Source organism: Streptomyces sp. H51, from assembly GCF_035656535.1.
Taxonomy (GTDB): Bacteria; Actinomycetota; Actinomycetes; order Streptomycetales; family Streptomycetaceae; genus Streptomyces.
The window spans coordinates 1-26313 of record NZ_JAYMHD010000087.1; the positions used below are offsets into that span (position 1 = coordinate 1).

Consider the following 26313-nt stretch of genomic DNA (forward strand, 5'->3'; position numbering starts at 1 on the left):
TCGGCATCCGACAGTTCATGGCGACGTATCACCCGACCATGATCCCCGACCAAAGATCATTTGACGACAGACCCTAGGAACGTTCCGTGGAACTCAGCATCATGACCTACAACGTGAAGTTCGATGACCAGGCCCCCGCTTCCGCCAATTCCTGGTCGACGCGGCGCCCCGTCATGGCCCGCCTGCTCACCGCCGAACTCCCGCATCTGCTCTGCACTCAGGAGGGGCTGTTCGGCCAGCTCCGGCAGATTCACCAGGACCTGTCCCGGCAGGACGAACGACGGTATTCCTGGATCGGCGAAGGCCGGGAGGGCGGTAGCCACAGCGAGTTCATGGCCATCTTCTACGACACCGACCGGCTCGTGCCGCAGGAGTACGAGCACTTCTGGATCTGCGAAGAAGACCCGCTGACCATCGGCAAGAAGTGGGACGCCACATCCGGTTCGCCCCGGATGGTCACCTGGGTGCGTTTTCAGGACACGACTTCCGGCGGGCAGTTCTACGCCGTCAACACACACGCCGACGATCAGAGCGAGATGTCGCGCCGAGCGAGCGCGACCATGATCCGGGACCAGATGAACAACGCGTCGGAACGCCTGCCGTACTTCGACACGAGACTGCCCTGCATCGTGACCGGCGACTTCAACGTTTCCGCCCGGGAAGGGGAGAAGGTGTACGACACCCTGGTCGGCGACGGGCGGCTGGTGGACGCGTGGACGGTGGCCGAACAACCGGGCGTGCCGTACGCCACCTGGAACGACTGGCGGGACCCGGCGCCGGTCGATGAGCGCCAGGACTGGATCCTGACGACACCGGAGGTCAAGGTCCGCTCAGCCTCGATCAACATCTACCGGGAGGCCGGACAGTGGCCGAGTGACCACTGTCCGGTCCAGGCGACCCTGACGCTGCCGACTCCCTGACCTGCGCGAGAACCGCGCCGCCGGGAGGGTTCTCGTGTTCGCGCGGCGCAGGGTAGGCAGTGAGTGCGACGGCCGCAAGCCTGCATGGGCCGATCGGGTTATTCGTCGGGTATCGGGCAGGAATGCCGCATGAGTGCCGGGGTGTCGGTTACACGACTTCTTCCACATCGGGAAAGCCCGGAGCCGCTGGAGCCGCTCGTCACGGCACTTCTGCTTGCCGGTGGGGGACCGCGCGGTGCCGGCGTTCCGGTATTCGGAGAAGCGGAGGAACGTCACATGGGAAGCATCAGCGGAGTCGTCAAGAGCATCGACACTTCGGAGCCGATGAAGGGCGCCGCCGAGGAAGCCCTGGAGGCACTTGACGCTCTCGGGCAGACGAAGGTGGAACTGTTCCGGGCCGAGATCGAGAAGTCTCTGATCACGGCCGGCAGCGACCAGGACAGGAAGGTCCCGATCGAAGCGGTGCTGGACAACACGGCCCAGACACACGCGTACCACAAAGACAATGTGGAAAAGATCGGGTCGCAGGTCAAAGACGCCCTGAGTTCGTTCTGCAGCGGATCCCAGGACAAGATCATCGATGGTGTCAGCAATCTGATCTCCAACGCCCTCGAAGACTTCCTCGGATCGGCCGAGGCGTCGGAGGACACGCTCGACAAATACGTCGTCCTCACCGAGGAGTACTCGATAATCCGCCTCGACCTGCGAGCATGGCAGCGCAAGGTCAAGGCGGAGGGGATCAGGACGAACGCGGAGAAGGTCAGCGCGTTCGTCATGGTGAAGTCCGCGGTCGACCTCAAGAAGATCGGCTTCAACACGTTCCTCTATCTCTATCGAGGACAGCTGAACGCGATGGACCTCGACAAGCAGGACATCGAAAAGGCGCTGGACAGGGCGGCGGAAATCTACACGAAGTTCCACGCCGACATACTCAGGGCGCAGCAGCAGGACGGACTGCTGACGGAGCTCGCCGGACGCCGGTAGGCGCAGCGCCTCCCCCGGAGCGGCGCTGCCCGCCTCAGGTCCGCGCGCGGGGCAGCCTCAGCGCCAGCAGGAGGCCGATGAGGGCCAGGGTGGCCATGCCCAGGGAGGCGGCGGTCAGGGCCTGGCCTCTGGCTCGGGTGTTGATGCGTACGAGTTCGTCAGCCGCGGTGCCCGTCACGCCCTGGGACTCGGCCTTCGCGCGTACCGCGGCGTCGGTCGCGACGCTGGTCTGGACCTGGTGCTCGAGGGTGTGCTGGACGGACTGTTTCTGGCCGGAGGACAGGACCGTGCTGGCGTTCGTCCCCGCCTCGAAGGCGAGCAGCAGCGAGGTGGTCATCAGCGCACCGGCGAGCGCGACTCCGAAGGAGCTTCCGAGGTAGGTGGCGGTGCGGGTGAGGCCGGTCACGTCGCTCACCTGTTCCGGCGGGGGCGCCGACTGGACCAGGTCGGTCGCCGTCGTGGCCAGGCCCCGGCCGATGCCGACGAGGAGGAGGCCCGGGGCCAGCGCCAGGCCGATGGCCGGCACATCCTGCAGATGCGGGTCGAACATGACGGCGACGGCGACGCAGCCGACGGCCATGGAGAGGAACGCCCAGATCTGGGCCGTGCGGTGGGTCATCCGGCCGTCCCCGATCAGTCTGGCGGCCGTCGAGGCCGCCGCCGTCAGGCCCACCGGCACCACGAACAGCGTGACCCCGCTGCGCAGCGCGTCGAACCCGGCCGTCGTCTGCAGGAAGACCGGCACCAGGAAGAGCATGCCGGTGGGCACCAGGATCTGCATGACCAGGGTGAGGGTTCCGGCGCGGATCGTGCGGTTGCGCAGCACCGACAGCCGGACCAGCGGGTCCCTGCCGTGCTTGATCAGGTGCCGCTCCCATACGGCGAACACGACCAGGATCACCAGCCCGACGCCGGCCAGCAGGGGCACGGGGGACACCTGGCCGCGGTGGAGCAGGGTGGTGCCGAAGACCTCGAAGTCCTGCCGGTCCTTGATCAGGCCGTACCGCCCCACCAGCAGGGTCGCGATGACGAGGAGCCCGAAGCCGGTGGCGGACAGCGCCGCTCCCAGGACGTCGAAGCGCTGCCCGGGGCGCGCCGGGAAGCGCTCGGGGCTCACCTTCCGCCGCATGAGCCCCAGCACGACCAGCGTGATGACCGCCTCCAGGAGGAACGACAGCCGCCAGTTGAGGTAGCTGGTGATCAGGCCGCCCAGGACGGGGCCGGCCCCCGACGCGATGCCCGCGAAGATGCCCAGGGTCGACAGGGCTTTCGTCCGGGCGGCTCCGGTGAAGGACTCGGTCAGCATGGACACCAGCGCCGGGAGCATCAGCGCCACGCCGATCCCTTGCAGGAGGGACCAGCCGAGCAGCATGAACCGCAGCGTCGGGCCGACGGCGGTGATCAGTGCGCCGAGGGCGAAGATCTGTCCGCCGACGACGAAAGCCCGCGCGTAGCCGTGGCGCGCGCCGAGCTTGCTTCCGGTGATCATGCACGCGGCGACCACCAGCGCGTACAGGGACATCGCCGACTGCACGCCGGTCAGTGAGGTGTGCAGGTCCCTGACCATCGCCGACAGCGCCACGTTCATGGCGGTCGAGGTGTAGTTGATCAGGAAGTTCTCGACGGACAGCAGGACGAACAGCGTCCGGAGGGTTCCTGATGCCACGGCGCCGGCCTCTCGCCCGGACCGCTTCGCTCTGTTTCGCCGCTTCACGGTGCCCTTCTGTCGTCCGAGCTTCCGTGGGCCGGCCGACGACCAGCGCCGTCGCCCCGATTCACTCCGATTCGCTACGATTCGCTCCGATCCAGAGTGCACGTCGTGCGCCGTTCGTTCCCGCGGACGCGCCCGCGTCGCCCCCGGCACCGCACCGTGCGGCTGGATGCGGGGCATCGCCGCCGTGCCGAGGTGCGGGCCCGGGCGACGTGTGCTGTGGTGAGAGGGTCCGTCGTGGTGATCGGAGACCGGCCCGAGACGCACCCCAGCCGCCTCCCGGAAGGGCTTCGCCCGTGCTGAGAGTGGGAACCTTCCTGCCGTTCGCCGGCCGTGGCGGGCCGGGGGCGGCGCCCGCGCACCCGGAGATCGGCAGGATCCCGGCCGACGACCACGCGCTGCTCATGGAACTGCTGGCGGATCTCACGGACGTCGAGTTCCACCACGGCCTGGACATCGGCCGTTCCTGGATCCGCAACGGCAAGGTCCACTGCGGCGACGTCTGCCTCAACGACCTCGACCTGTACTTCTGGCACGCCTGGGTGTCCCGGGACCCCGGCAGCTACGCCCTTGAGGCGCTGCGCACCCTCAGCCTCGACATCCCGGTGGTCCCCGATCCGGCGCGTTTCTCGACCGGTCTCGACAAGTACCGGGCGCACCTGCGGCTGTCCCGGGCCGGTCTCCCCGTGCCCGACACGATCCTGTTCGACCGGCGCGACACGGCCGCCGCCGCACCCGTCGTCGCGGAGTGGGGCCATGCCCTGCTGAAACCCAGGCGCGGATCCTTCGGTCAGGGGGTCCTGCTGATCGAGGACTTCGCCACCCTGCGCGACCTCGCGGACTACCTGGACAGCACCCTCGCGGCGACCACGGAGAGCGCCTTCCTGCTGGAGCGCTTCTACCCCAACGACCCCGCGGACTGGACCGGCACCACCTTCGTCAACGGCACGCTCATGTACGGCTATCGCAAGCGCGGGCACCGTTTCGCCCGGCTGTCCGCGGACGCGGTGAAGGTGTACGACGCCGAGGGGGTGGGCGGCGAGGTGGACGGCTGCGTGGTTCCCCCGGCGCACGCCCGGCTCGCGCAGCGTGCGCAGCGGGCTCTGGGCCTGCCGCTGGTCGGCTTCGACCTGATCGTGTGCGACGGGCGGCCCGTCATCGTGGACGAGAACACCTTCCCCGGCCTGTACCCCGAACTGTTCGCCGCCGCCGGGCGCTCGCTCGGCCGTGAACTCTTCGGTCTCGTCCGCGACCTCGTCGAGGGCGTCAAGGAGTCATCGGGCAGCATCGGCGGGACATCGGGCGGCGTCCCGGTCAGGTCACCGCTCCCATGACGATGCCGAGCAGGGTGAGCGCGAAGAAGGCCGTGCCCCACACCAGTGCCTGACGAATGCAGCGGTACTTGGTCCAGGCGGTCCGCGACAGGGCCGCCAGTTGGCGCAGGTCCCGCGACACGGGGTCGGTACGGCGGACCGTCCGTTCGAGTTGCGCGGCCGACATCGCCGTCCTCGCGTCGCCGAAGCAGTGGGTGCGGGAGGAGCGGGGGTCTCCGAGCCGCGGGGTCACGGCCAGGCCGAGCAGGACGAGCGCCGGCGCGCAGGCGGCGCAGCCGACCCAGAGGAGGAGCTGCGGGACGACCGCGTACTGCCGCGGGGCGATGACGCCGCTGCCGATCGCGCCGAGCAGGGCGGTCAGGGCGGCGCCCAGGGAGGCCAGCAGCAGGCCGGCCTTGTTGTCGGCCTTCGCGAGTTCCTCGCGCGCCTCGGACAGCAGGACCCTGGCGAGTGCCGCGCCCCCGTCGGGCGCGCCCCCACCGGCCGCGCCTTCACCGGCCGCGCCCGCACCGGCCGCGGTGCGGGCGTCCGGGCCCGGTGTCGGGGGCGGGGCCGGGGCCAGGTCCGGGGGCGGGGCCGGGGCCGTTCCGGTGTCGCCTTGCGGTGTGGTCATGCCTTCCCCGTCCTTTCCGTCGATGGCGGGCGGCCGCCCCGGCGTGCGGGGCGGCCGTGGTGCTCGCCGCCGTTCCCGGTACGTGGCCGGCCTGGCCCGTGCCCTGCCGGTACGTACGAGGAACGGCGGCCCGTGCCGTTCCTGGTGCGGCGGGTGCGTCAGACCGTCGACGAGCGGCGGATCTCGTCCTCCAGCGCGTTCACCGCCTGCCGGACCCGGATGTTCATCTCGGCCGTGTGCTCGCGGAACGCCGCCTCCGACTCGGCGCGGTGGCGCCGGACCTTCTGCTCGATGGCGTCCTGGGCGATCTCGAGATCCGCCATGACCCGGCGCTCGGCGAGCCGGACCTCCTCGCTGTGGATCTTGACGGCGCTGTTGCTCTCGCTGGTGAGCATCCGGTCGTACGCCGTCTCGCCGCTGAGGTACTTCACCAGGACCGGCAGTGCGTCGAGGAGGACGAACAGCAGGCGGACGAGCCAGATGCCCATGAAGAGAACCGGGTTCCCGCTCGCGAGTTCGTCAAGCGCCCGGATTCTCTCCAGTACGCCGATCTCCTTCTGCTTGGCGCGTTCCTGGTCCAGCCGCTGCTGGATGCCGTCGGCCCGGGCCTTGAGGAACGCGCCGCGGGAGGAGGTCAGCCGGGACTCGATCTTCGAGATGCGGCTGTTCATGCCGGCCAGCCGCTTCTCGTTCTCGCTGGTGCGGTGGGTGGTCCGGTAATCCCGTGCCTTGTCGCGCAGGCGCAGGCATTCGGACGTCCGCTGGTACAGGCCGGTGGCGGCGATGCGGATCAGCCGGCGGCACTCGTCCCGCACCTCGGAGTCGATGGCCTCCAGCCTGGTGGTGTCCCTGTCCACCCGCTTCTGCAGGGACGCGGCGTCCGAGCGCAGGGACGCCAGTTCCTCGGCCCGTTCGCCGGGCGTCGCGCCGAAGGAGAGGACGTACCCCCTGTCGCAGCCCTCCGGCGTCACCACCGTCATGGTGGACGGCACGGGGTTGCAGCGGACCAGGTTGGTGCGCAACTCGTCGATGACGTCGGTACGTTGGTCGGCGATGCGCTCCTCCACCGCGGTCTGGAAGATGCGCAGCACGAGCGGTTCGGCGATCACCGCGCCGAGCATCAGGGCGATCAGCAGGCGCATGAGGAGCGGGCCGAGCCGTCGCCGCGCGTTCGGCTGCGGAGTGACCAGCCAGCGGTCGAGGTTGAGCACGAACAGCATCCAGATGACCGTCGGTACGACGGCCGCGAAGGAGACTCTGCCGATCGCCTCGGTCGCGAAGTTCCACATGGAGAACGCCGCGATGACGGAGGTCCCGAGCACCACCCCGCCGAGTGCCGTGTACTTGCTCCGCTCGTACCTGATCCTGCCGAGCAGTTCCTCGTCGACGCCGGTCAGGGCGCGCAGCCGTCGCCCGGCGTCGAGATCGAAACCGACGGCGCGCCGGGAGGTGCGGGCGGAGTGACGGGGGGCGCGGGCGGAGGGGCCGTCGTCCGGACCACCGGTGGGCGGCGGGCCGACGGTGGTCCGGGGGCGGGCGGTACGGGCGGTACCGGCCCCGTCGATCGTCGCCCGGTCGTCCACCGTGCCGAAGGCCGCGCCGAGGGCGGCGTCGGAAGCCACGCCCGAAGCCACGCCGGACGCCACGCCCGAAACCACGCCCGATGCCACGCCGGACGCCACGTCAGCAGCCGGGCCGGAAGCCACGTCAGCAGCCGGGCCGGAAGCCTTGACCGGGTTCGTCAGGAAGTCAGTCAACGAGATCGTCCTCGTCCGTGACGAAGCCGCCCCGCGGGTCGCGCGAGCCGCCCCGGCCCGGCGCCGCGCGGTCGGGGCTGGGCCGCCCCGACTCGACCATGCGGCCGTCCGCGCCGTCGCCGATGCCGGGCAGGCCCGGCGCGGCCTGCCCGGCCTGCCCGCCGGTCCCCCGCAGTACCTGTTCCAGGACCTGGTGATAGTCGACGTAGTCGCTGCCGCTCATCTGCCGCAGCAGCGTCAGCACCATGTCGCGGCGCATCTGCGCCTCCGCCGTCTCCCGCGCCTGCGCGTGCGCCCGGTCCGCCGTCTCGGCCTTGTCGCGGCGGGCCGACGCCTCGTCGGCGATCCGGTGGATGCGGGCCGCCGCCTCGGTGACGTCGATCTCCTCCCGGACGATGCCGAAGGCGTCCACGTGGTCGGACCCCTGGGAGAGCAGTTCCGCGACCTGCAGCGCGTCCTGCGTCTCGAAGGCACGCTTGCCGCGCCGCAGTTCCCAGTCGCGCCGCGCGTCGCGCAGCTTCTGCTCCCAGTCCCGCAGGTCGTCCGAGGCGTGCACCTCGGCGCTGACGAACTCGACGCTCGTTCCGGCGACCCGCGGCGGCACGATCGCGCTGTAGGCGGTCATCCGGTGGGTGACCTCGGTCCGCACCGCGTTGACCTCCTCGACGCGGTGCCCGGCGCTCACCCTCGGCAGGTCGCTGTCGCCCATCAGGTAGGCGCGCAGCGGAACGGTGACGTCGATGATGCCCTGCCGGGCGATGACGGTCGGGTCGGTCACCTGGCAGGTGAACGACGCCCGCATCGTGAAGGTGTCCGCCTCGCTCACCGACGGGAGCTGTCGCTCCACCTCGACCAGGCGCGCCCGGGTGTCGACCAGGCTGACCGACGACGCCTCCAGCACGTCGGGGTGGGACGGGTCGAACACCATCCCCTCGGGGAAGGTGCGGTAGTTCCCGCCGACCCGGAAGACGTAGACCGCGCCGGGCGGCAGCGGCGGCACGTCCTCGCGGCGGCGGCGCCGGGACCACCAGGTGCCCTGGACGGTGGCCAGGACGTGCTCGGCTATGACCGGGTAGTTCACTTGCTTCGGCCTCCTCGGGCGGAAGGAAAGGGAGTGGTCGGCATGAGGGACCCGGCGGAGCGCCGGGAATCGGCCGGCGGTCGGCCGCGCAGTGATCCGAGGAGCACCTGCGCGAGCCGGCGGGCACCGGGGATCGCGTAGTCGGGGTGGCGCAGGGCGATGGACAGGTGGTGGCACAGGGCCGCCCACTGGCGCTGGTTCATGGCGTCGCGCATGGCCTCGCCGAGCCGGCCCACGGCACCGGTGACGGACGGGTCGTCGCGCAGGTCCACGAGCGTGCGGCACAGCGCGCTGACCGCGCGGCTCCGGTTGCCGCTGTGCAGGACGTCCGCCCACAGCGCCCCGAGGTGGCGGGCGCTGTCCGGGACGCCGCGCAGCAGTTCCGCGGTGACCGGCTCGGGGGCCTCCAGCCTTGTGGCTTCCAGAAGTTGGACGGCGGTTCGCAGCGCGATCGACCGTTCGCGGGAGCCCGGTGCGGTCCTCCCGATCACCGTCCGGACGTACCGGATGGTGAACAGGGCACGCTGCGGGTCCTGTTCGGCGGTCTGCAGCAGCAGGACCAGGGAGCGGCGGGCCGAGAACGCGATCCGCTCGCCGCGCTGCGCCAGGAACCACAGCCAGTTGAGCGCCTCCAGGCGGTAGAGCGTGCCCAGGCGGCCGGTCAGCGCCATGGCCGCCGTGACGGCTCGCCCGGGACCGTTGTTGTCCACCCAGCCGACGACGATGTTCAGTGCCTGCGGGGCGAGATGCTCGGCCTCGCACATGAACTGGAGCGTCAGCGCGGCGGTCACCCGCTGGCTGGTGACGCCCTCGGACCACACCTTCAGCAGGTTCTCGTCGACGTCGGCGAGCGCGTACCGGGACAGCAGGGCGACGCCCCGGGCCACCTCCGTCCGGGTGTCCAGGTCGCCCAGCAGGGCCAGTTCGCCGAGCCACCTGCGCAGCGGGTACCAGAGTCCGTAGCCGTACAGGTCGTGCAGCTCGGCGATGACGAGTTCGCGGACGCGCGGCGAGGCGAAGACCAGCCGCCGCTCGCTGCGCACGCCGTCCCGGCCGGGGCCGGGACGGTGTTCGGTGGTGACGATGCCCACCGCCCGGTCCCGCCAGCGGGCCCGGGACTGGTCGGCCACCGCGCCGGTCAGCAGGTCCTCGGGCGAGCCGTCCGGCTCCGCGGCCGGCGTCTCACCGCTCTGCCGCCAGCTGCCCACATGAGCGGCGAGCGCGGCGCACTGCTCCTCGAACGTCCGCTCCGGGATGCCCTCCAGGAAGGCCAGCGCGGCGAGCGGAAGCAGGTCGTCCGCCGGCGGCTGTCTGCCGAACCACTCCCGGACCCGGTCCTGGTCCCCGTCCCGCAGCATGTCCAGCGCCGCCTCCGCGCCGTCGCGGGACAGGGCCACGGCCGCGGCGACGACGTCCGCCGGACGCTGCTGCTCGCCGACCCGCCGCAGCAGTTCCCGCTCGGTGTCCGGTTCGACGACGGCGGGCGGCAACTGCCGGGTGCAGTGCTCGAACAGCGCCACGGGGTCCGGCGCCCGCCACGCCACGCAGTGGTCCCGCAGCGCCAGCCGCCGGCGCGCCGGGTCGCCCGCCGTGATCACCAGGTACGAGCCGCGGCGGCGGAGTTCCTCGCTCAGCCGCCCGATCTCGTACGTCTGCACGGCCTCGACGTGCAGCTCGCCGACGTAGTCGAGGATGACGTAGCCCTGTTTCGGCTTGAGGTTCGGCGAGGCGGCCAGCTCGGCGAGGGCGTTGGCGGGCGACAGGCTGCGCAGTTCGGCCTGGCTGCCGAGGATCTCCCTGAGCAGGGCGAGGGCGGCAGCCCCGCGGCCGCTGCCCTCCTGCGCGGTCAGCACCACGAGGCCGTTGCGGCGCAGCTTGTCGGACGCCTCGTCGAAACAGGGCCGCGGCGGGACGTAGAACCGCAGGGCCCGGTCCGTCGCGGCCGGCTCGATGATGCCGGGGGCGAGACCGGGCGACGCGGCGGCGCCGAACCCGAACGCCGCCCCGGAGGCATCGACGGTGCCGTAGAAGTTGTTGTTGACGAGCTGGTGGAAGCGGCGCAGATCGTCGTAGCCGCGGTCGTCCTCGGCCCGCTCGTCCGGCTGCTGCCGGCGGTCGTGGCCCGCGTCCGGGCCGCCGTCCGGCCCGCCGCCGGGGCCGTGGGACTCCTCCCCGGCCCGCGAGGTGGCGTCACCGGCGTCGTCCGGGGCGGGCGCCGCGGTGCCGTCGTCGGGGGCCGGGACGGGCGGTACGGGCGGCACGGCAGGTTCGGCGTCCGGGTCCCAGGTGTCACGGCCCCGGGCGTCACGGCCCGAGGTGTCACGGTCCCGGGTGTCACGGTCCCGGGTGTCAGCCACCGCCGCCTCCGAAGCCGAAGACGGCGCCGCGGGCGTCCACGGGGCCGGCGACGTTGGTGACGTTGATCTTGTCGGCCCGGTACTCGTTGCTGATGGCGGCCCCGCCCGCGGCGCCCGCACCGCCCGCGGCGGCCGGCCCCGACCGGTCCGCCGCGGGCTCCCCCGGTGCCGGGGCCGTGGGCTTCCCCCTCTCCGCGGCCCCGGGCTCGTGAAAGGCGGTGGTGCGCTCACCGGATGAGGTCCCGGGCACCAGCAGCCACGCCACCGCCCGGTACTCCTTCACCTGGACGGTGACGCGGGTGAAGTCCTCGGTGCGCAGGCTGGTGTGACCGCCCTCCACCACCGAGCGGAAGACGTCGTCGGACAGCAGCAGCACCAGGTCGGCACCGGGGTGCGCGGCCAGGGCGTCGTAGAGCGCGGGGGCGTTCAGCAGGCGCGCGGTCGCCACCACGGCCGATCCGGCGAAGCCGTTGTCGGCGAGCTCCACGAGCCCCTGGTGGATGACGAGCCGCAGCCGCATCCGGGCCTCGGGGACCCGCTGGGCGTTGTACTCGCGCAGTTCGGCGGCGAGATGGCGGACGTAGTCGTCGACCAGTCGCGGTTCCGCGCCGTCCAGGGGGCGGACGGCGAGCTGTTCGTCGCCCTTGCGCTGGATCTGCCACCGCGCGCGGTCCAGGCCGGCGCTCCTGGCCGCGCGGTCCAGGAGCCGCGGCAGGTCGTGCTGGATCTCGGACTGCCTACGGTCGTTGTTGCCGCCGTAGGCCTGCGCGTCCACGGCTATACAGGTACAGGGGTGAAACCCGGGCCACTCAGCCACCCGATCATTCCTCTCTGGGCAGGCGTGCAAAGGGCAGACACTGCCCACGAAGTGCTGCCCGAGAGGCTAGGAGAGCCCGAGCGAGGTGATCCCGTATCACTACGGGTTGTCGGCCACGACTTTGGCGAATTCAAGGAGTTTCGGAACGTCACAGATGGTTATGCTGCGGTAACTGCGCTCCACCAGCCCCATGGCTGCCAGCGCCGCCAGACTCTTTTCGGCCGTGTTGAGAGCGAGCCCGGCGAGGGACGCGAGTTCCTTCTGGGTGAGCGTGACGCCGAGGTCGCACCGCGTGCCGTCGCCGTCCTGGACGGGCTGGGCGTAGGCCTGGCACAACTCGGCGAGGACCCGGGCCAGCCGGGTCAGCGAGTCGTATGCCTGGAAGTCGATCCGCCGCCGGTTGGCCCAGCGCAGCCGCGCGCACAGCATGTGGAGGATGGCCCGCATGGCGTCCGGGTGGCGGCTGAGGAAGTTCTCCAGCGCCTGCACCTGGATGATCCGCGCGGTGACGTCGCTGCACGCGATGACCGTGCCGGACCTGGGGCGCTCCTCGAACGCCGCCATCTCGCCGACCAGGTCACCCGCGACCCGGACGGCGAGCAGCATGTCGTAACCGCTCTCCGCGCTGGCGACCACCTTCACGACACCGCTGGTGATCAGCAGGACGTGCCGGCTCTCGTCGCCCTGTTGCAGCAGGGTGCGGTGCGTCGGGTAGGTGATCGGGGTGCCCTGACGGAGGAGTTCTTCCCGTGTCGTGGCCCGTAACCGGCCGAGAAAAGTGGACGACGGCCACGCGTGATTCACCAGTACCCCCGACGCTTTCCCCACGGCGCGGCAGACGCCGTTCACATGCCCGACCATGCTGCCGCCGCGTCGTGCGGCGGAAAACAAAACCGATGGAATGTGGCCTGTTTCCTTGCTTTGCAGCCGGATATGACCGAACACGGGCCTGTCACGGAAAGGATCGGTGCCATTCGCGATCATTACTGGCGGTGGCGGGGCGTGCGCTGGCGCGGTGGGAGCGTCAGCGTGACCTGCCGGACGAGTTGCTGGAAGCACGCCAGCGACGCGAGCGCGGGCAGGGCCGCTCCGGCGACTCCGGTGAACGTCCGGTCCGCCTGGGCCACGCACAGCATCATCGCCACGGACGAGAACAGCAGCACGATCAGCCACGAGTGCAGCGCGCGGCGCCGGTGCAGGGCGGTGCGCAGGATGGAGAGCGAGGCCACCGTCCAGGGCCCGTACACCAGGAGCGGCCACCAGGACACCGTCCCGCCCTTCGCGTCGGCCGTGATGCTCTGCAGCGGGCCGTAGGAGGCGACCGCGCCGAGGACGTCGACCACCGCCACGATGACGGCGACGACGGCGACGATCAGCAGGCTGCCGGTCTGCAGCAGCCTCGCCCGGCCGCTCTTCCGGTCCCGCGTCCTGCGGTGTCCGGCGGACGGACGCCGGATCGGCGGCAACTGAGCCGTGATCTTGGCCAGGTTCTGCATCGGGTCGGCGAAGTCGCCGTCCGGTGCGGAGTCGTTGCGCGGAGGTGGCGCGCCGGCCGGCTGCTCCCCCGGCACCGCCTCCTGCAGCAGGTACGCGAGTTCCTCGACCGGGTCCCAGCCCGAGTCCGGGGGCACCAGCGACATCCCCGGGTGCAGGGTGTCGCCGGGACGGCCGGGCCAGGCGGTGTCCGACTCATAGGTGCCCGCGTACGCATAGTCATCGGAATACCGTTCCCGCCGTGGGAAGGAGGGATCGGCATAGTCGTGTTCCATGGAAAAAAACCAGCCCCGTTTACGCGCGGTCTGTGTGCCGACCTGAGTCCTTCTGGACGTTCCACCGCTCGTGGAGCTCCTTCTGGGCCGCCTCCAGCAGCGTCAGGAACTCGCTGAGCAGCGAGTCGACGACCGGAAGCTCGGTCCACGCACCGGCGTCGGCCACGTCTCCCTGCCTCGTTCCGCGGTGAGGCAGGCCGTGGGGACTCACTTTCGTCATGTCCCGCTAACGCGGCTGCCTGTGCTCCAGATGCGCGGCAAAAGAGTGACATCGGGCGGGAAATCACCAATGAGAGATTTTCATCATAAGACGTGTCGTTCATTCACCACGACCGCTCCGGTCTCCCCGCCCGCGCGCACCTGGGCGTTCGGCCCGATGGACGGGTGAGGACCCCGGCAGTTGGAGTTTCCGGCCGAGAACCGATTGCTACCGGGCCGCCGGATAGAAGCCCGGCTGGGCGCCTTCGGCCACCAACCCGCCATAGGCGTTCACCAGTCGGGGAACGGCGCCGGGCGTGGTCTCCAGGCCCTCGCCGGTCCTGGCGTCGAGGACGATCCCTTCGCGGGTCTCGTCGTCCGCGCCCAGTGAGCAGTAGACGGCGCCGTGCCATGCCGCTGCCAGGCCGGGGACTTTGCGGCCCGAGGTGTCGTCCGGCCCACCCAGCACCCAAAGCCGCTTCCCGGTGCGTGTGTCGATGGCGGAGAGCTCATATCCCTTGAGCGTCGAGGCACTGCACACCAGCACGCTTCTGCCGTCGTACAGGCAGGACAGTGTTGTGCGGTTCTCCCCTCCGATGCCGGGCAGCCCGACGTCCCGTCCCTCGTCCGTGGACAGCACGGTCTCCGTGGTGGAGCCGTCCGGGTCGCTGGTGGTCGTCCAGATCCTGTCGGGCGCAAGGAGTCGCGAGTGCAGCGCCGTGGAGCCGGCGAGCGCCGACCAACGCTGCCTGCCGGTGGCGGCGTCGAGACCGAGCAGTGTGCTGTCCATCGACTCCAGCCCGTCGTCGTCCCAGTAGCCATCGTCCGTGGAGCGGCCCACCACCACGGAGCCGTCGATCACTTGGGCCTCGAAGCCGTACTTCTGCCAGACCACTTTGTGCGAGGCCAGGTCGATCCCAAAAGTAGTGGGCACTTGCTCGGCTCCGCCCAGGACAACGACGGCCGTGGCGCTCTCCGCGACCCCGACGACCCCAGAGCGTTCGTAGCCTCCGGCTTCGCCCTTGTACGGCCAGGTGACCTGCCATGCCGGCGCTCCGGTGCCCCATGCGACCGCCCTGAGTACGCCTTGGTAGGCGTCCGGTGTGGTACCCGCGCCCTCGATGGTCTTGTTGGAGGCCGCCAGCACGACTGGTCCCTGCGGGGTGTCGGCCGCGGGTAACAGCGTGGAAGGCACCGGTTTCTCGCCTTCGTCTTCCACGGAGGTGTTCACGCAACGCAGGTCGGCCACCTTCGGAGCCCTACCGGTTCCGGTCGCGCCGGGGTGGGTGAGATCCAGAAGCGTGACGCCCCGATCGTCGAGGGCGTAAATGCCGTCATCGTCCAAGCAGACGATTCCAGGGATGGAGTTGTTGCCGATGCCGAGCCCCAGAGTGCCGCTCTGTTGGAACACCAGAGGAGGGTCGTGCTTCTCAAAGGTCAGGGGAGGCCGAGAGGACGCTGCCTGCCGGCCACCGACTGAGGGGGTGGCGGGGTGAGCATCGGATGTCCGTGCTCCACCACCGCCGCACGAGGTCATGAATAGAGCCGATAACGCGAGTACCGCGAGCGAACGCGGCAGTCTCCGGGCCCAGAACTCCTCACAGACACCGATACGGTGCACGTTCCCCTCCAGCGCTCGTCCGGATTCCTGTCGCTGGCGTGCAGAGTATGGGCGTTCGCCCAAACTGGCAAGGCGTTCATGCGCGCGCCAGACAGTCCGGTCCCGCGCTTCACCGCTCCCAAGATGGGCGCACGCCCATATCGGCGAGCGGGCAGCACTCGTCACCGGCCGCCGAGTCGTTCACCACGTCAGGAGACCTGTCATGGCAGCCCGTGGAGTGGCCACACCCAAGGTCCGGGAGCTGCTGTTCGCCGCAGCCGAGCGAGTACTGGCCAAGGGCGGTCCGAACGCCTTGACGAGCAGGCGGTGACGACCGAGGCGGGCTGCGCGAAGGGCATGCCGCACAACCACTTCGGCGGTTTCGACCAGTTCATCGCGCGGCTTGCCCACCGGATGACGCGCGTACTGGACCGCCTGCGCACCCTCACGAACCAGGTCGGTGGGGGCACGGTCGCCGACAACGTACGAACGGCCATGCTCGCGCTGGTGGACGCCATCGACCCGGCCCTCGTCGGACTCGCGGTCTCGCGGCCCACCGCCTTCTCCCACTTCAGGGAGTCGATCGGGCACGACTCTCCGGACTTCGCCACGTGGGAGCAGCTCATCGCGGACTACACGCCTGGCGGCGCTGGCGGTTCCCGCCCCCCGCGCCGCGGGAACCACCGGACAGCCCCCGGCCCCCGACCCGAGGCTGTCGAGCTCCCGGCACGACATGTCATCCGGCCTCGACGGCCAACTCCGCCCACACCGTCTTGCCCACCGGTCGGCGGGGCGTCGAGCCCCAGCGCACGGACAGGACGTCCACCAGCAGCAGCCCCCGGCCCGACTCGTCCTCGGAGTACGACGAGGGCGGCGCCGTCGGCGGCCGCTTGCCGGAGGCCGCGTCCGACACCTCGACGCGGACCAGGCCCGCGGCCCCGTCCAGCGTGACCCGGAGGCCGAAGTCGTGCCCGGGGACCCGGCCGTGCCGCACGGCGTTCGCGGCGAGTTCGCCGACGACCAGCGCGACCGCGCACGACAGATCGCCCTCCGGCGGGTGCCCCCACTCCTCCATTCGCCGGACGGCGAGCCGTCGGGCGAGTCGCGCGCCTCGCGGTGAGCACGCGAACCGCTCGGCGAACTCCGTCGTCCGCCGGGGGTCCTCCGCCGGGGTGGTCGTTGTCGTCAGCGCGGCCTGTCCGTCCTTGTTCCTGTCGAGCCAAACGTCCCGTGCGTGCACGGATCGTCACGTTCCGTACTCAAGGGTCGTACGATCGCCCTACGCTCAACAGGTGACACAGGCTTACCTTTCAGGCCATAAGGAACGGAAGTGACGCTTTGGCCAACGGAATTGACCCCAGCGCGTCCATGGCCGCCCTGTTCGGCGCGCGGGTCCGCCGGCTCCGTACGGCGGCCGGACTGACCCAGGCCGAACTCGGCGCGAAGACACACGTCGTGAGTACCCGGATCACCCAGATCGAACGGGCCTCCGGAGCGAAGCCCACGCTGGAGCTGGCGCGTGCCCTGGACGCCGCGCTCGGCGCCGACAACCTGCTGGTCGAGCTGTGGCCGTACGTGTACCGGGAGGCGTTCCCGGACTGGTCACGGAAGTTCATCGAGTACTCGGAGCGGGCGGTCGTCGTGCGGCAGTACGCGGCTCACGTGGTGCCGGGCCTTTTACAGACGGAGGACTACGCCCGCGCCGTTCTCGGCCTGGATGCGCTGCTGGACGGCGAAGAGCAGTTGGAGGAGCGCGTATCAGTCCGTATGGGACGGCAGGAGAGGCTGAGTTCGCCCGGCCGCCCGGAGTTGTCGGTCATCCTCGACGAGGCGGTGCTGAGGCGGCCAATCGGCGGTCATGCCGTGATGCGGAAACAGTTGGCGCGACTGCTCGATGCCGCTGAGGAACGACATATCACCGTGCAGGTACTGCCGTTCGACCAAGGCGGTCATGAGGCCATGGGCGGCTCGCTGACTGTCCTGACCCTGCCGGACCGTTCAGAAGTGGCCTACACCGAGGGCTCGGACTACGGCCAACTCATTGAAGAACCGGACAACGTCAGTCGCTACAAGGTGATTTACGATCGGCTGAGGACGGCAGCCCTGCCCCCGCTCATGTCCCTCGACATGATCCGGTCCACGATGGAGGCCAACTACCGTGGCGCGAATCTCCCTTCCCGATCTGACCGACGTCGCCTGGCGCAAGAGCAGCTACAGCAATCAGGCGGGCGGCGACTGCGTGGAGGTGGCCGACGGATTCCGGGAGGCCGTCGTCCCCGTCCGTGACAGCAAGGTGCCGCACAGCCCGGCGCTGTGCTTCGACGCCGCCTCCTGGGCCGTGTTCATAGGCGAGTTGAAGGCCGGGCGGCAGCCCTGACCCTCATGTCCCTCGACATGATCCGGTCCACGATGGAGGGCAACTTTGGTGGCACGAATCTCCCTTCCCGATCTGACCGGCGCCGCCTGGCGCAAGAGCAGTTACAGCAATCAGGAGGGCGGCGACTGCGTGGAGGTGGCCGACGGATTCCGGGAGGCCGTCGTCCCCGTCCGTGACAGCAAGGCGCCGCACGGCCCGGCGCTGTGTTTCGCCGCCGCCTCCTGGGCCGTGTTCATGGACGAGTTGAAGGCCGGAGGCCACCGCCCCTGAGGTACATGCGACGCGCACCCCGCCATCGCGGGAGCGGTGGCGGGGTGCGTGGGGTTCACGGGCTCACCGTGTGGTGAGCGAGGACCGGCTCGTCACTTGGCCAGGAAGGCGAGCAGGGCGTCGGTGACCTCCTGGGCGTGGGTCCACAGCAGGCCGTGCGGGGCGCCCTCGATCACGGTGTAGTCGGCCTGCGGAAGCGCGCGGTGGAACGGCTCCGCGGTCGCCTCGATCGGCAGGATGCGGTCGGCGTTGCCGTGCAGGATCAGGGCCGGTACGTCGATCTTGGCGATGTCGGCGCGGAAGTCGGTGGTCCAGGTCGACACGCAGGCCAGCGAGGCGTACCAGGAGGCGCCGGCGGCGACGTTCCAACTGTTGCGGACCGCCTCCTCGCTGATCCGGGTGCCGAGGTTCTCGTCCAGGTTGTAGAAGTCCTGGTAGAACGCGGTGAAGTAGGCGTAGCGGTCCGCGGTGACGGCCTGCTCGATGCCCTCGAACACGCTGCCGTCGACGCCTTCGGGGTTGTCGTCGGTCTTGAGCAGGAACGGCTCCAGGGAGGCGAGGAAGGCGGCCTTGGCGATCCGGGCGGAGCCGTAGGTGCCCAGGTAGCGGCCGACCTCACCGGTGCCCATGGAGAAGCCGACGAGGACGGCGTCGTTGAGGTCGAGGGTCTCCAGGACGGTGTGGAGGTCGGCGGCGAAGGTGTCGTAGTCGTAGCCGGTGGTGGGCCGGCTGGAGCGGCCGAAGCCGCGCCGGTCGTAGGTGATGACGCGGTAGCCGGCGTCGAGGAGGGCGGCCGCCTGCTTCTCCCAGGAGTGGCCGTCGAGCGGGTAGCCGTGGATCAGCACGACCGGCCGGCCGGTGCCGTGGTCCTCGTAGTAGAGGTCGATCGGGGTGGAGTTCTCCTGGCCGACGGTGATGAAGCCCATGGTGGTGTCGCTGCCTTTCGGTGTGCGTGCGGTGGTGCGGCCCTTGTCCGCTCTGACCTGGTGCGGTGCGTTGTGCTGGTGGTGCGACACCAGGAAAGGTAGCACCCTATTTAGTTGTGCGCAATTGAGTTGCAGTCAATCAATCGAAGGGGTGGCGGGCGGCCGGGGCGGCCTCGGCATCGGCATCGGCATCGGCATCGGCATCAGCAGGGGCCCGGTCGGCGGGGGGCGCGGTGTCGCCCTTGCGGCCGCGGGTGGCGATCAGGGACCAGCCGATGGAGACGGTGATGGTGACGACGATGACGCCGAGGGTCAGCGGGACGGGCAGCTTGCCGACGGGGGTCTCGGACAGGATGAGCTTGACGCCGGCGAAGGCGAGCAGGACCGCGAGCCCGTAGTGCAGGTAGGTGAAGCGGCGCAGGAGTCCGGCGAGGCAGAAGTACAGGCTGCGCAGGCCGAGGACGGCGAAGGCGTTGGCGGTCCACACGATGAAGGTGTTGGTCGTGATGGCCAGGACGGCGGCGACGGAGTCGACGGCGAAGATCAGGTCGGTGGCCTCGATCGCGACCAGCGCCACGAACAGCAGCGTGGCCACGCGACGTCCGCTGATCGTCGTGAAGAAGCGGCCGCCGTGGTACCGCGGATCGGTGGGGACGAGCTTCTTGACCAGGCGGACGACGGGGTTGCGCTCGGGGTGGACTTCCGCGTCCTTGGAGACGGCCATCTTGTAGCCGGTCCAGATCAGGAACGCGCCGAACAGGTAGGCGGTCCAGAAGAACAGCTGGAGCAGTTCGGCGCCGACGAAGATGAACACCAGCCGGAACGCGAGGGCGCCGATGACGCCCCAGAACAGGACCTTGTGCTGGTAGGCGTCCGGAACGGCGAAGAAGGAGAAGACCAGCGCGAAGACGAAGACGTTGTCGATGGACAGCGCCTTCTCGATCAGGTAGCCGGCGTAGTAGGTGGAGGACGCCTCTCCGCCCTGCCACAGGAGGAGGACCAGGCCGAAGGCGAGGCCGATGGCGATCCACACCGCGGACCAGACGGCCGCCTCCCTGAAGCCGATCACGTGGTTGTCGCGGTGGGCGATGAGGTCGACGGCGAGCATGACGGCGATGACGAGCGTGACCGCGGCCCACACCCACAGCGGGACGGCGAAGGACAGACCAGTCATGGTTGATCGAGTTCCTTGAGCAGGTCGGGAGGGAGGGGGAGGGGTGTTTTCAGCGTCGCCCGGCCGACCGATTCCCGTCAAGATTTACGTGAAATTTTTTTCGGCAATCATTTTTCGTGAAATGATGTTGGTCATGCGAAGTCGGCTTCGTATGATGAAGGCCATGAGCCAGCCCTCCAGCCCGCGCGGCGACCAGTGGACGTTCCTGACCAACCACGCCCGCGTCCTGATCACGCTCGCCCGCGACCCCGAATCCCGCCTGCGGGACGTGGCCGGCCTGATCGGCATCACCGAACGCGCCGTGCAGCTGATCGTCGCCGACCTCGAAGCGGCCGGATACCTCACCCGCACCCGCGTCGGCCGCCGCAACCGCTACACCATCGACCCCACCGTCGGCCTGCGCCACCCCACTGAAGCGGACCGCCCCGTCGGCGAACTCCTGGCCACCTTCCTGCACCGCGAGGACGCCCCGGCGGCACCGGTGAGCCTCTCCGAGGCCGGTACCGCCGCCCGTACGGGTCAGGGAGACGCGCGCCGCTCCTGACCCCCCTCCTACGATGGGGCCGATGACCAGTCCCCGTGCCGCTCGGCAGTCCACGTGCCCGCCCCCGCGGCGGTGGCGGGGGCTGCTCGTGCTCGGGCTGCTGGCGGGGCTGCTCGGCATGCACGCGCTGGCGCCCGCCGGTCTCGCACCGCGGCAGGCTCAGGCGGTGGGGACGCACGCTCGCGGCATGGGCACGGGCGTAGGCATGGGCATGGGCATGGCGGACGCCGTCCTCTTGTCCGGTGAGCACGCCCAGGGCGGCTCCTGCGGCGGATGCCATGTGCAGCACGCGGACCCGACCTGCGCGTCGGGGGCCGTGAGTACGGGGCCGGGGGCGCCCTCGCTCGCGCCCGACCGCACCGCGGCCGCCGCGCACGCCGACGTCCCGCGCCCCCGCGCGGCGACGGACCCGGACGGCGGGCGCGCCCCGCCGTCCCTCGCCGAACTCCAAGTCCTGCGGATATAGAGCGCGCCCTGCGCCGTCCCGGCATCCTGCGGCGGCCCCGCCATCGTGCGGCCGCCCCGGCGCTCCGGCACGGCTCAACCGACTCCGACCGCTTCCACTTCCGCAGGAGTTCACCCATGTCCGCAACCCCCCGCGGCTCCGTCCGCACCCGCACCCGCCGCGTCGCGCTGATCGCGGCCGGCGCCATCGCCGCGCTCGCGCTCTCCGCATGCGGCAGCAGCAGCGCTTCCGACCAGTCCGCCGGTCACTCCACCGGCCACTCCGCCGCCCGGAGCAGCGGTCAGGCCACCACCGGGGCGCACAACGCCCAGGACGTCGCCTTCGCGCAGGGCATGATCCCGCACCACCAGCAGGCCATCGAGATGGCGGGACTCGCCGCCGACCGGGCCTCCTCCGCCCAGGTCAAGGACCTCGCCGCGCGCATCGAGAAGGCGCAGGGGCCGGAGATCACCACCATGACCGGGTGGCTGAAGTCCTGGGGCGAGGAGGTGCCCGCCTCCGGCCACTCCATGTCCGCGATGCCCGGCATGACGCACGGTTCCATGCCCGGCATGATGAACACCGACGACATGGACAAGCTGCGCGGCATGTCCGGCAAGTCCTTCGACACCATGTTCCTGACCATGATGGTGGAGCACCACGAGGGCGCGGTCACGATGGCGACCGCCGAGAAGGACAAGGGCCGTTACGGCGCCGCCACCGCCATGGCCGACGACATCATCACCACGCAGAAGGCCGAGATCGCCGAGATGAACAAGATGCTCGGCAAGAGCTGACGGCGACGGACGCAGGCGTCGGCGTCGGCATGGGTGTCGGCATCGGCGTCGGCGTCGACGGGGTCACGGGTGCGTTCCGCGGTGTGCGTGCCCGTGACCTCCGGCCACCTGTCGGTACGGCCGGGCGGCGGCGGCCGTTCAGCGGACCGGCCCGGTGCCGGTGGAACCTGCCCTGCCGGTAAGGCAGTCTGTCTGCTCGTGGGGAGCGTTCCGAATCAGGGTGGGCCGAGCGCGGACGCCGGCGCGCACATGGTGGTGTGCGGGGACGACGGGCTGGCGCACCGGCTGGCCGCCGAACTCAGGGGTGTCTACGGCGAGCAGGTGACGCTGGTCGTGCCGTCCCCCGAACGCGGTGCACGGCAGCGGGTGGTGGGGCGGGCGCGGGCGACGACGGCCGCGCTGCTGGACCGGGTGAGCGCGGCCGTGAACCGGGCCGGCGGCAACGGCGAACCCGGCGACGGCGAGCGCGTCGTGGAGGCCACCGAGCCGACCGAGGCCGCGCTGGGCGAGGCGGGCGTGGAACGGGCCGCCGCGCTGGCGCTGGTGTACGACGACGACGAGACCAACATCCGTGCCGCCCTCACCGCCCGGCGCCTCAACCCCAGGCTGCGGCTCGTACTGCGGCTCTACAACCGGCGGTTGGGGCAGCACATCGAGGAACTCCTTGACCAGGCAGCCGCGTTGGCCGCCCGTGACGCCCATGGCGACGCGTCGACCACCGTGCTGTCCGACGCCGACACGGCGGCGCCCGCGCTGGTCGCCACCGCCGTCGCCGGCACCAGCAAGGTCGTACAGACCGACGGGCTGCTGCTGCGGGCCGTGGAACGGCAGCCGCCGGGGCCCGGGCAGGCGGCCGATCCGGGGCTGGCCACGCTGGCGCTGCTGTCCGCGGAAGGCGGCGAGAGCGGCGAGGAGCAGGGGCCGCGGCTGCTGCCCGACGCGGCGGAGGTGCGGGACGCGACCGGACGCGGGACCGTCGTGCTGCAACAGGTGGCGTACGCCGGGCCGCCGCTGCCGCCCGCGCGCGGCGCGGTGCCGTTCGCGTCGCTGTTCTCGCGGCGGCTGCGGTGGTCGCTGGCGGGGCTCGTGGGGTGCGTGGTCGCGCTCGCGGTGGCGCTGTCGGTGGTGACCGGGATACATCCGCTGACCGCGGGCTACCTGACCCTGCTGGACCTGTTCGCCATAGACGATCCGGCCATCGGCCAGTCCGTCGGGCGGAAGATCCTGCAACTGCTTTCCGGACTGGTCGGGTTGCTGCTGCTGCCGGTGCTGCTGGCCGCGGTGCTCGAGGCGCTGGGCACCTTCCGGACCACGTCCGCGCTGCGCAAACCGCCGCGCGGGCTCGGCGGGCACGTGGTGCTGCTCGGGCTGGGGAAGATCGGCACGCGGGTGCTGACCCGGCTGCGGGAACTGCAGATCCCCGTGGTGTGCGTCGAGGCCGACCCCGAGGCGCGGGGCCTGGCGACGGCACGGCGGCTGCGGGTGCCGGTGGTGCTGGGGGACGTCACGCAGGAGGGCGTCCTGGAGGCCGCCAAGATCCACCGGGCGCACGCGCTGCTCTCGGTGACCAGTTCCGACACCACGAACCTGGAGGCCGCGCTGTACGCCCGGTCCGTGCGGCCCGACCTGCGCGTCGTGCTCCGGCTGTACGACGACGACTTCGCGACCGCCGTGTACCGCACCCTGCGGGCCGCCCATCCGCGGGCGTCCACCCGCAGCCGCAGCGTGTCCCACCTGGCGGCGCCCGCTTTCGCCGCCGCGATGATGGGGCGGCAGATCCTCGGGGCCATCCCGGTCGAACGGCGGGTGCTGCTGTTCGCGGCCGTGGACGTGGCCGGGCACCCGCAGTTGGAGGGGAAGACGGTCGCGCAGGCGTTCCGGGCCGGGGCCTGGCGGGTGCTGGCGCTGGACACGGCCGTCTCCGGCGGCCGCCGGGACGAACCCGCGGCCGAGGAGGCGTACGAGGACGTGCGCGGGCCGGGGGCGTCGGGGCTGGTGTGGGACCTGCCCGACACCTACGTCCTGCACGGCACGGACCGGGTGGTGCTGGCCGCCACCCGCCGTGGACTGGCGGAACTCCTGGGCCGACGCCCACCGGAACGCACCCCACCGGCGACCACCACCCCCAGACACCGGCCGTGAACGGACACCCCGCACCCGCCCCGGCCGCCGCACCGGCCCGCGCCCCGGCCGCCCTGCGCGGCCCGACGGCCGGGCCCCGCCCGCATCCGCCGAACGCACGCAGCCTCACCCGCCCGAGGGTCCGGCAGTCGCCACCGCCCGGCACCGGCCGACCCGCGCGGGTCGCGCCCACGGCCGACGCACCGGCCCCGAACGAATTCCGCGCGCGGACCAGCGCCCCCGATCACGTCGTCGGCCGCACTCCCCCGCCGCCCCGCGCCGCTCGACGCTCGGGCCCTGCCCCGAGCGCCCGAACGCGTGGCTTCGCCCACCGGAGAGGGGCCGGAGCGGGCCGGAGTGTGCCGGAGGGTGCAGGAAGGGCAGGCGGTCACCGCCGTCGGCGGCACGTGGCGACGGCCGGCCCGCTCGCGCCTCGCCCACGGCCGCTCCGTGCGGCCGTGGGCGACCCGGCGGGCGCGCGGCCGGGCGGCCGGGCGCTCCTCGAAGCGGCCGGAGGCGTGGCCTCGCCCGCCCGCCCGCGGGGCCGGCAGTCGCCGCTGTCGGCGTGTGACGGCTGCCGGACCGCGCGGGTCGGTGGCGCGGGTCGGTGGCGCGGGTCGGCCCATCGGGTCGGCGCGTCGTCCCGCGTCCCCGGGCTCGGGTCACTTCAGGTGGCGTTCCGCGAACTCCAGCTCCAGGCGTACCTGCTTGATGCGCTCGTCCACCACCAGTGAGCCGTGGCCGGCGTCGTAGCGGTACACCTCGTGGACCGCGCCGCGGGCCTCCAGGCGCTTGACGTAGTTCTCGATCTGGCGGATCGGGCAGCGCGGGTCGTTGACGCCGGCCGAGATGTAGACCGGGGCCCTGACCTGGTCGACGTAGGTGAGCGGGGAGGACGCCTCGAAGCGCTCGGGGACCTCTTCCGGGGTGCCGCCCAGCAGGGTGCGGTCCATCGCCTTCAGCGCTTCCATCTCGTCGTGGTACGCCGTGACGTAGTCGGCGACCGGCACCGCGGCGATGCCCAGCGCCCAGGCGTCGGGCTGGACGCCGAGGCCGAGGAGGGTGAGGTAGCCGCCCCAGGAACCGCCGGTGAGGATCAGCCGGGAGGGGTCGGCGAGGCCGGAGTCCACCGCCCACTCCCGCACCGCCGCGATGTCCTCCAGCTCGATCAGGCCGACGCGGTGCTTCAGCGCGTCGGTCCAGGCGCGGCCGTAGCCGGTGGAACCGCGGTAGTTGACGCGGACCACCGCGTAGCCGTGGTCGACCCAGGCCGCCGGGGCGGCGGCGAAGGCGTCGCTGTCGTGCCAGGTCGGGCCGCCGTGGATGTCGAAGACCGTGGGCAGCGGGCCCGTCGCGCCGGCCGGCTTCTGCACCAGGGCGTGGATGCGGCCGCCGGGGCCCTCCACCCACACGTCCTCCACCGGCACCGAGCCCGGCGACTTCATGCCGGGCGGGTCGAGGACGACCCGGCCCGTGGTCGAGCGGACCGTCGGCGGCTCGGCGGCCGACGACCACAGGTACTCCACGCTGCCGTCGGGGCGGGCGGTCGCCCCGGACACCGAACCGGGCGGGGTCGGGACCTTCTCCAGCACGCGGCCGGCCAGGTCGTAGCGGAACATCTCGCTGCGCGCCTCGAAGCTGTGGACGACGAGCAGCCCGGTGCCGTCCGGGTACCACTCGGCGCTCACGTCACCGGGCAGCTCCAGGACCAGGTCGGTCTCCTCGCCGGTGGCCACGTCCCAGACCAGGGGCTCCCAGCGGCCCCGGCGCTGGTGGCCGACGAGCAGACGGGTGTCACCGGCGACCGGCGCGAAGCCCAGCACTTCCAGGCCCAGTTCCTCGGTGCCGCCCTTGGTGTCGTCGAGCTCGGCGACCGGTGTGCCGTCGGGGCGCAGGACGCGCAGCGCGGAGTGCATCGCGTCGCCGTGCTCGGTGTGCTCGACGGCGATCAGCGTGCCGTCGTGGGAGAGGTCGCCGACGCCCGCCGACTCGCGGTGCCGGTAGATCTGCACCGGCGCCTCGCCCGTGCGCGCCAGGTGGATCGTGGTGCCGTCCTCGTCCGTGGAGCGGCCGACCACCGCGGTGCGGCCGTCCCTGCCCAGGGCCAGGCCCGCGGGGTAGGAGGCGTCCAGGCCCGGTGTCGCGGGCTCGTCGGCACCGCCGGTGAACGGCTGCCTGCGCCAGACGCCGAACTCGTCGCCGTCCTTGTCGTCGAACCACCAGATCCAGGCGCCGTCCGGGGAGAGCACACCGTCCGTCGTGCCGTTCGGACGGTCGGTGACCTGGCGCTGCTCGCCCGTGGAGCGGTCCCAGGCGTACAGCTCGTACGTCCCCGTCGCGTTCGACACGAACAGGGACCGGTCGGGCGCGTCCTCCGCCCAGTGCGGGAGCGACACCCGCGGCGCCCGGAAGCGCCTCTCCCAGTCCGGCATCTGCTCGATCGGTTCCTGCTGGTCCTGCTGGTCCCGCTGATCCGGCGCGGCCGACCCGTTGCTCTCAGTCATGGCCCCATACTGCC

Annotated in this window: 24 protein-coding genes; 10 read left to right on the forward strand and 14 right to left on the reverse strand. The window is 71.3% G+C overall.

The window, feature by feature from the left end; all coding sequences use genetic code 11:
• Window positions 1-86 precede the first annotated feature (86 nt).
• Window positions 87-920 carry an endonuclease/exonuclease/phosphatase family protein gene (locus VKA29_RS33650; protein WP_324789839.1) on the forward strand — a complete coding sequence of 278 codons (834 nt, stop codon included), beginning with the start codon at window positions 87-89 and terminating at the stop codon, window positions 918-920.
• Window positions 921-1049: 129 nt separating this feature from the next.
• Complete coding sequence (locus tag VKA29_RS33655; RefSeq protein WP_324789840.1) at window positions 1050-1904, forward strand: hypothetical protein; 855 nt, start codon at window positions 1050-1052, stop codon at window positions 1902-1904.
• Between the two features lie 34 nt (window positions 1905-1938).
• Here the strand turns inward: VKA29_RS33655 and VKA29_RS33660 are convergent, their stop codons facing one another.
• On the reverse strand, window positions 1939-3570 hold the full coding sequence (locus tag VKA29_RS33660) for an MFS transporter (protein WP_324789841.1): 1632 nt from the start codon (window positions 3568-3570) through the stop codon (window positions 1939-1941).
• A 341-nt stretch (window positions 3571-3911) separates the two neighbouring features.
• Between VKA29_RS33660 and VKA29_RS33665 the strand changes: the two genes are divergently transcribed.
• Window positions 3912-4949 (forward strand): hypothetical protein, encoded by a 1038-nt coding sequence (locus tag VKA29_RS33665; RefSeq protein ID WP_324789842.1) that lies wholly within the window; start codon window positions 3912-3914, stop codon window positions 4947-4949.
• Here the strand turns inward: VKA29_RS33665 and VKA29_RS33670 are convergent.
• From VKA29_RS33670 to VKA29_RS33715, 10 genes are all read right to left on the reverse strand, one after another.
• Window positions 4930-5562 carry a Pycsar system effector family protein gene (locus tag VKA29_RS33670; protein WP_324789843.1) on the reverse strand — a complete coding sequence of 211 codons (633 nt, stop codon included), beginning with the start codon at window positions 5560-5562 and terminating at the stop codon, window positions 4930-4932. The genes VKA29_RS33665 and VKA29_RS33670 overlap by 20 nt on opposite strands.
• Before the next feature lie 158 nt (window positions 5563-5720).
• Window positions 5721-7184: a DUF4407 domain-containing protein gene (locus tag VKA29_RS33675; RefSeq protein WP_324789844.1), complete on the reverse strand. Its 1464-nt coding sequence runs from the start codon at window positions 7182-7184 to the stop codon at window positions 5721-5723.
• Window positions 7185-7311: 127 nt separating this feature from the next.
• Window positions 7312-8400 (reverse strand): hypothetical protein, encoded by a 1089-nt coding sequence (locus tag VKA29_RS33680; protein WP_324789845.1) that lies wholly within the window; start codon window positions 8398-8400, stop codon window positions 7312-7314.
• Window positions 8397-10757: a hypothetical protein gene (locus VKA29_RS33685; protein WP_324789846.1), complete on the reverse strand. Its 2361-nt coding sequence runs from the start codon at window positions 10755-10757 to the stop codon at window positions 8397-8399. Before VKA29_RS33685 ends, VKA29_RS33680 begins: the two co-directional genes overlap by 4 nt.
• Complete coding sequence (locus VKA29_RS33690) at window positions 10750-11532, reverse strand: hypothetical protein (RefSeq protein WP_324789847.1); 783 nt, start codon at window positions 11530-11532, stop codon at window positions 10750-10752. Before VKA29_RS33690 ends, VKA29_RS33685 begins: the two co-directional genes overlap by 8 nt.
• Window positions 11533-11673: 141 nt before the next feature.
• Window positions 11674-12378: a Crp/Fnr family transcriptional regulator gene (locus VKA29_RS33695; protein ID WP_324789848.1), complete on the reverse strand. Its 705-nt coding sequence runs from the start codon at window positions 12376-12378 to the stop codon at window positions 11674-11676.
• Window positions 12379-12557: 179 nt separating this feature from the next.
• A complete protein-coding gene (locus VKA29_RS33700) occupies window positions 12558-13343 on the reverse strand; it encodes a DUF2637 domain-containing protein (RefSeq protein ID WP_324789849.1) in 786 nt (261 codons plus the stop codon).
• 19 nt (window positions 13344-13362) lie between these two features.
• Window positions 13363-13509 (reverse strand): hypothetical protein, encoded by a 147-nt coding sequence (locus tag VKA29_RS33705; protein ID WP_324789850.1) that lies wholly within the window; start codon window positions 13507-13509, stop codon window positions 13363-13365.
• Window positions 13510-13770: 261 nt separating this feature from the next.
• Window positions 13771-14952, reverse strand: a complete 1182-nt coding sequence (locus VKA29_RS33710; RefSeq protein WP_324789851.1) for a hypothetical protein — start codon at window positions 14950-14952, stop codon at window positions 13771-13773.
• Between the two features lie 925 nt (window positions 14953-15877).
• Window positions 15878-16381: an ATP-binding protein gene (locus VKA29_RS33715; RefSeq protein ID WP_420718627.1), complete on the reverse strand. Its 504-nt coding sequence runs from the start codon at window positions 16379-16381 to the stop codon at window positions 15878-15880.
• A 128-nt stretch (window positions 16382-16509) separates the two neighbouring features.
• Between VKA29_RS33715 and VKA29_RS33720 the strand changes: the two genes are divergently transcribed.
• The 3 genes from VKA29_RS33720 to VKA29_RS33730 are packed head-to-tail and all read left to right on the forward strand — an operon-like array spanning window position 16510 to window position 17788.
• Window positions 16510-17427 (forward strand): helix-turn-helix transcriptional regulator, encoded by a 918-nt coding sequence (locus tag VKA29_RS33720; protein ID WP_324790218.1) that lies wholly within the window; start codon window positions 16510-16512, stop codon window positions 17425-17427.
• Window positions 17387-17518, forward strand: a complete 132-nt coding sequence (locus tag VKA29_RS33725) for a DUF397 domain-containing protein (protein ID WP_324789852.1) — start codon at window positions 17387-17389, stop codon at window positions 17516-17518. Before VKA29_RS33720 ends, VKA29_RS33725 begins: the two co-directional genes overlap by 41 nt.
• Window positions 17519-17566: 48 nt before the next feature.
• A complete protein-coding gene (locus VKA29_RS33730) occupies window positions 17567-17788 on the forward strand; it encodes a DUF397 domain-containing protein (RefSeq protein WP_420718628.1) in 222 nt (73 codons plus the stop codon).
• Between the two features lie 92 nt (window positions 17789-17880).
• Here the strand turns inward: VKA29_RS33730 and VKA29_RS33735 are convergent, their stop codons facing one another.
• Both VKA29_RS33735 and VKA29_RS33740 read right to left on the reverse strand, forming a co-directional pair.
• Complete coding sequence (locus VKA29_RS33735) at window positions 17881-18714, reverse strand: alpha/beta hydrolase (RefSeq protein WP_324790220.1); 834 nt, start codon at window positions 18712-18714, stop codon at window positions 17881-17883.
• A 139-nt stretch (window positions 18715-18853) separates the two neighbouring features.
• On the reverse strand, window positions 18854-19888 hold the full coding sequence (locus VKA29_RS33740) for a TerC family protein (RefSeq protein ID WP_324789853.1): 1035 nt from the start codon (window positions 19886-19888) through the stop codon (window positions 18854-18856).
• 163 nt (window positions 19889-20051) lie between these two features.
• Here VKA29_RS33740 and VKA29_RS33745 point away from each other — a divergent pair, with 163 nt between their 5' ends.
• The 4 genes from VKA29_RS33745 to VKA29_RS33760 all read left to right on the forward strand — a co-directional run bounded on the left by VKA29_RS33745 (window position 20052) and on the right by VKA29_RS33760 (window position 23816).
• Window positions 20052-20432, forward strand: a complete 381-nt coding sequence (locus VKA29_RS33745) for a transcriptional regulator (protein WP_324789854.1) — start codon at window positions 20052-20054, stop codon at window positions 20430-20432.
• Window positions 20433-20454: 22 nt separating this feature from the next.
• Entirely contained in the window at window positions 20455-20898 is a 444-nt protein-coding gene (locus VKA29_RS33750; RefSeq protein ID WP_324789855.1) for a DUF6153 family protein, read from the forward strand.
• Between the two features lie 116 nt (window positions 20899-21014).
• Complete coding sequence (locus VKA29_RS33755; RefSeq protein WP_324789856.1) at window positions 21015-21674, forward strand: DUF305 domain-containing protein; 660 nt, start codon at window positions 21015-21017, stop codon at window positions 21672-21674.
• Window positions 21675-21923: 249 nt separating this feature from the next.
• The gene (locus VKA29_RS33760) at window positions 21924-23816 is read left to right on the forward strand and encodes an NAD-binding protein (protein ID WP_324790221.1); all 1893 of its coding nucleotides are present in this window, start codon (window positions 21924-21926) and stop codon (window positions 23814-23816) included.
• A 641-nt stretch (window positions 23817-24457) separates the two neighbouring features.
• Here VKA29_RS33760 and VKA29_RS33765 read toward each other — a convergent pair.
• Complete coding sequence (locus tag VKA29_RS33765) at window positions 24458-26299, reverse strand: prolyl oligopeptidase family serine peptidase (protein ID WP_324789857.1); 1842 nt, start codon at window positions 26297-26299, stop codon at window positions 24458-24460.
• Window positions 26300-26313: the final 14 nt, after the last annotated feature.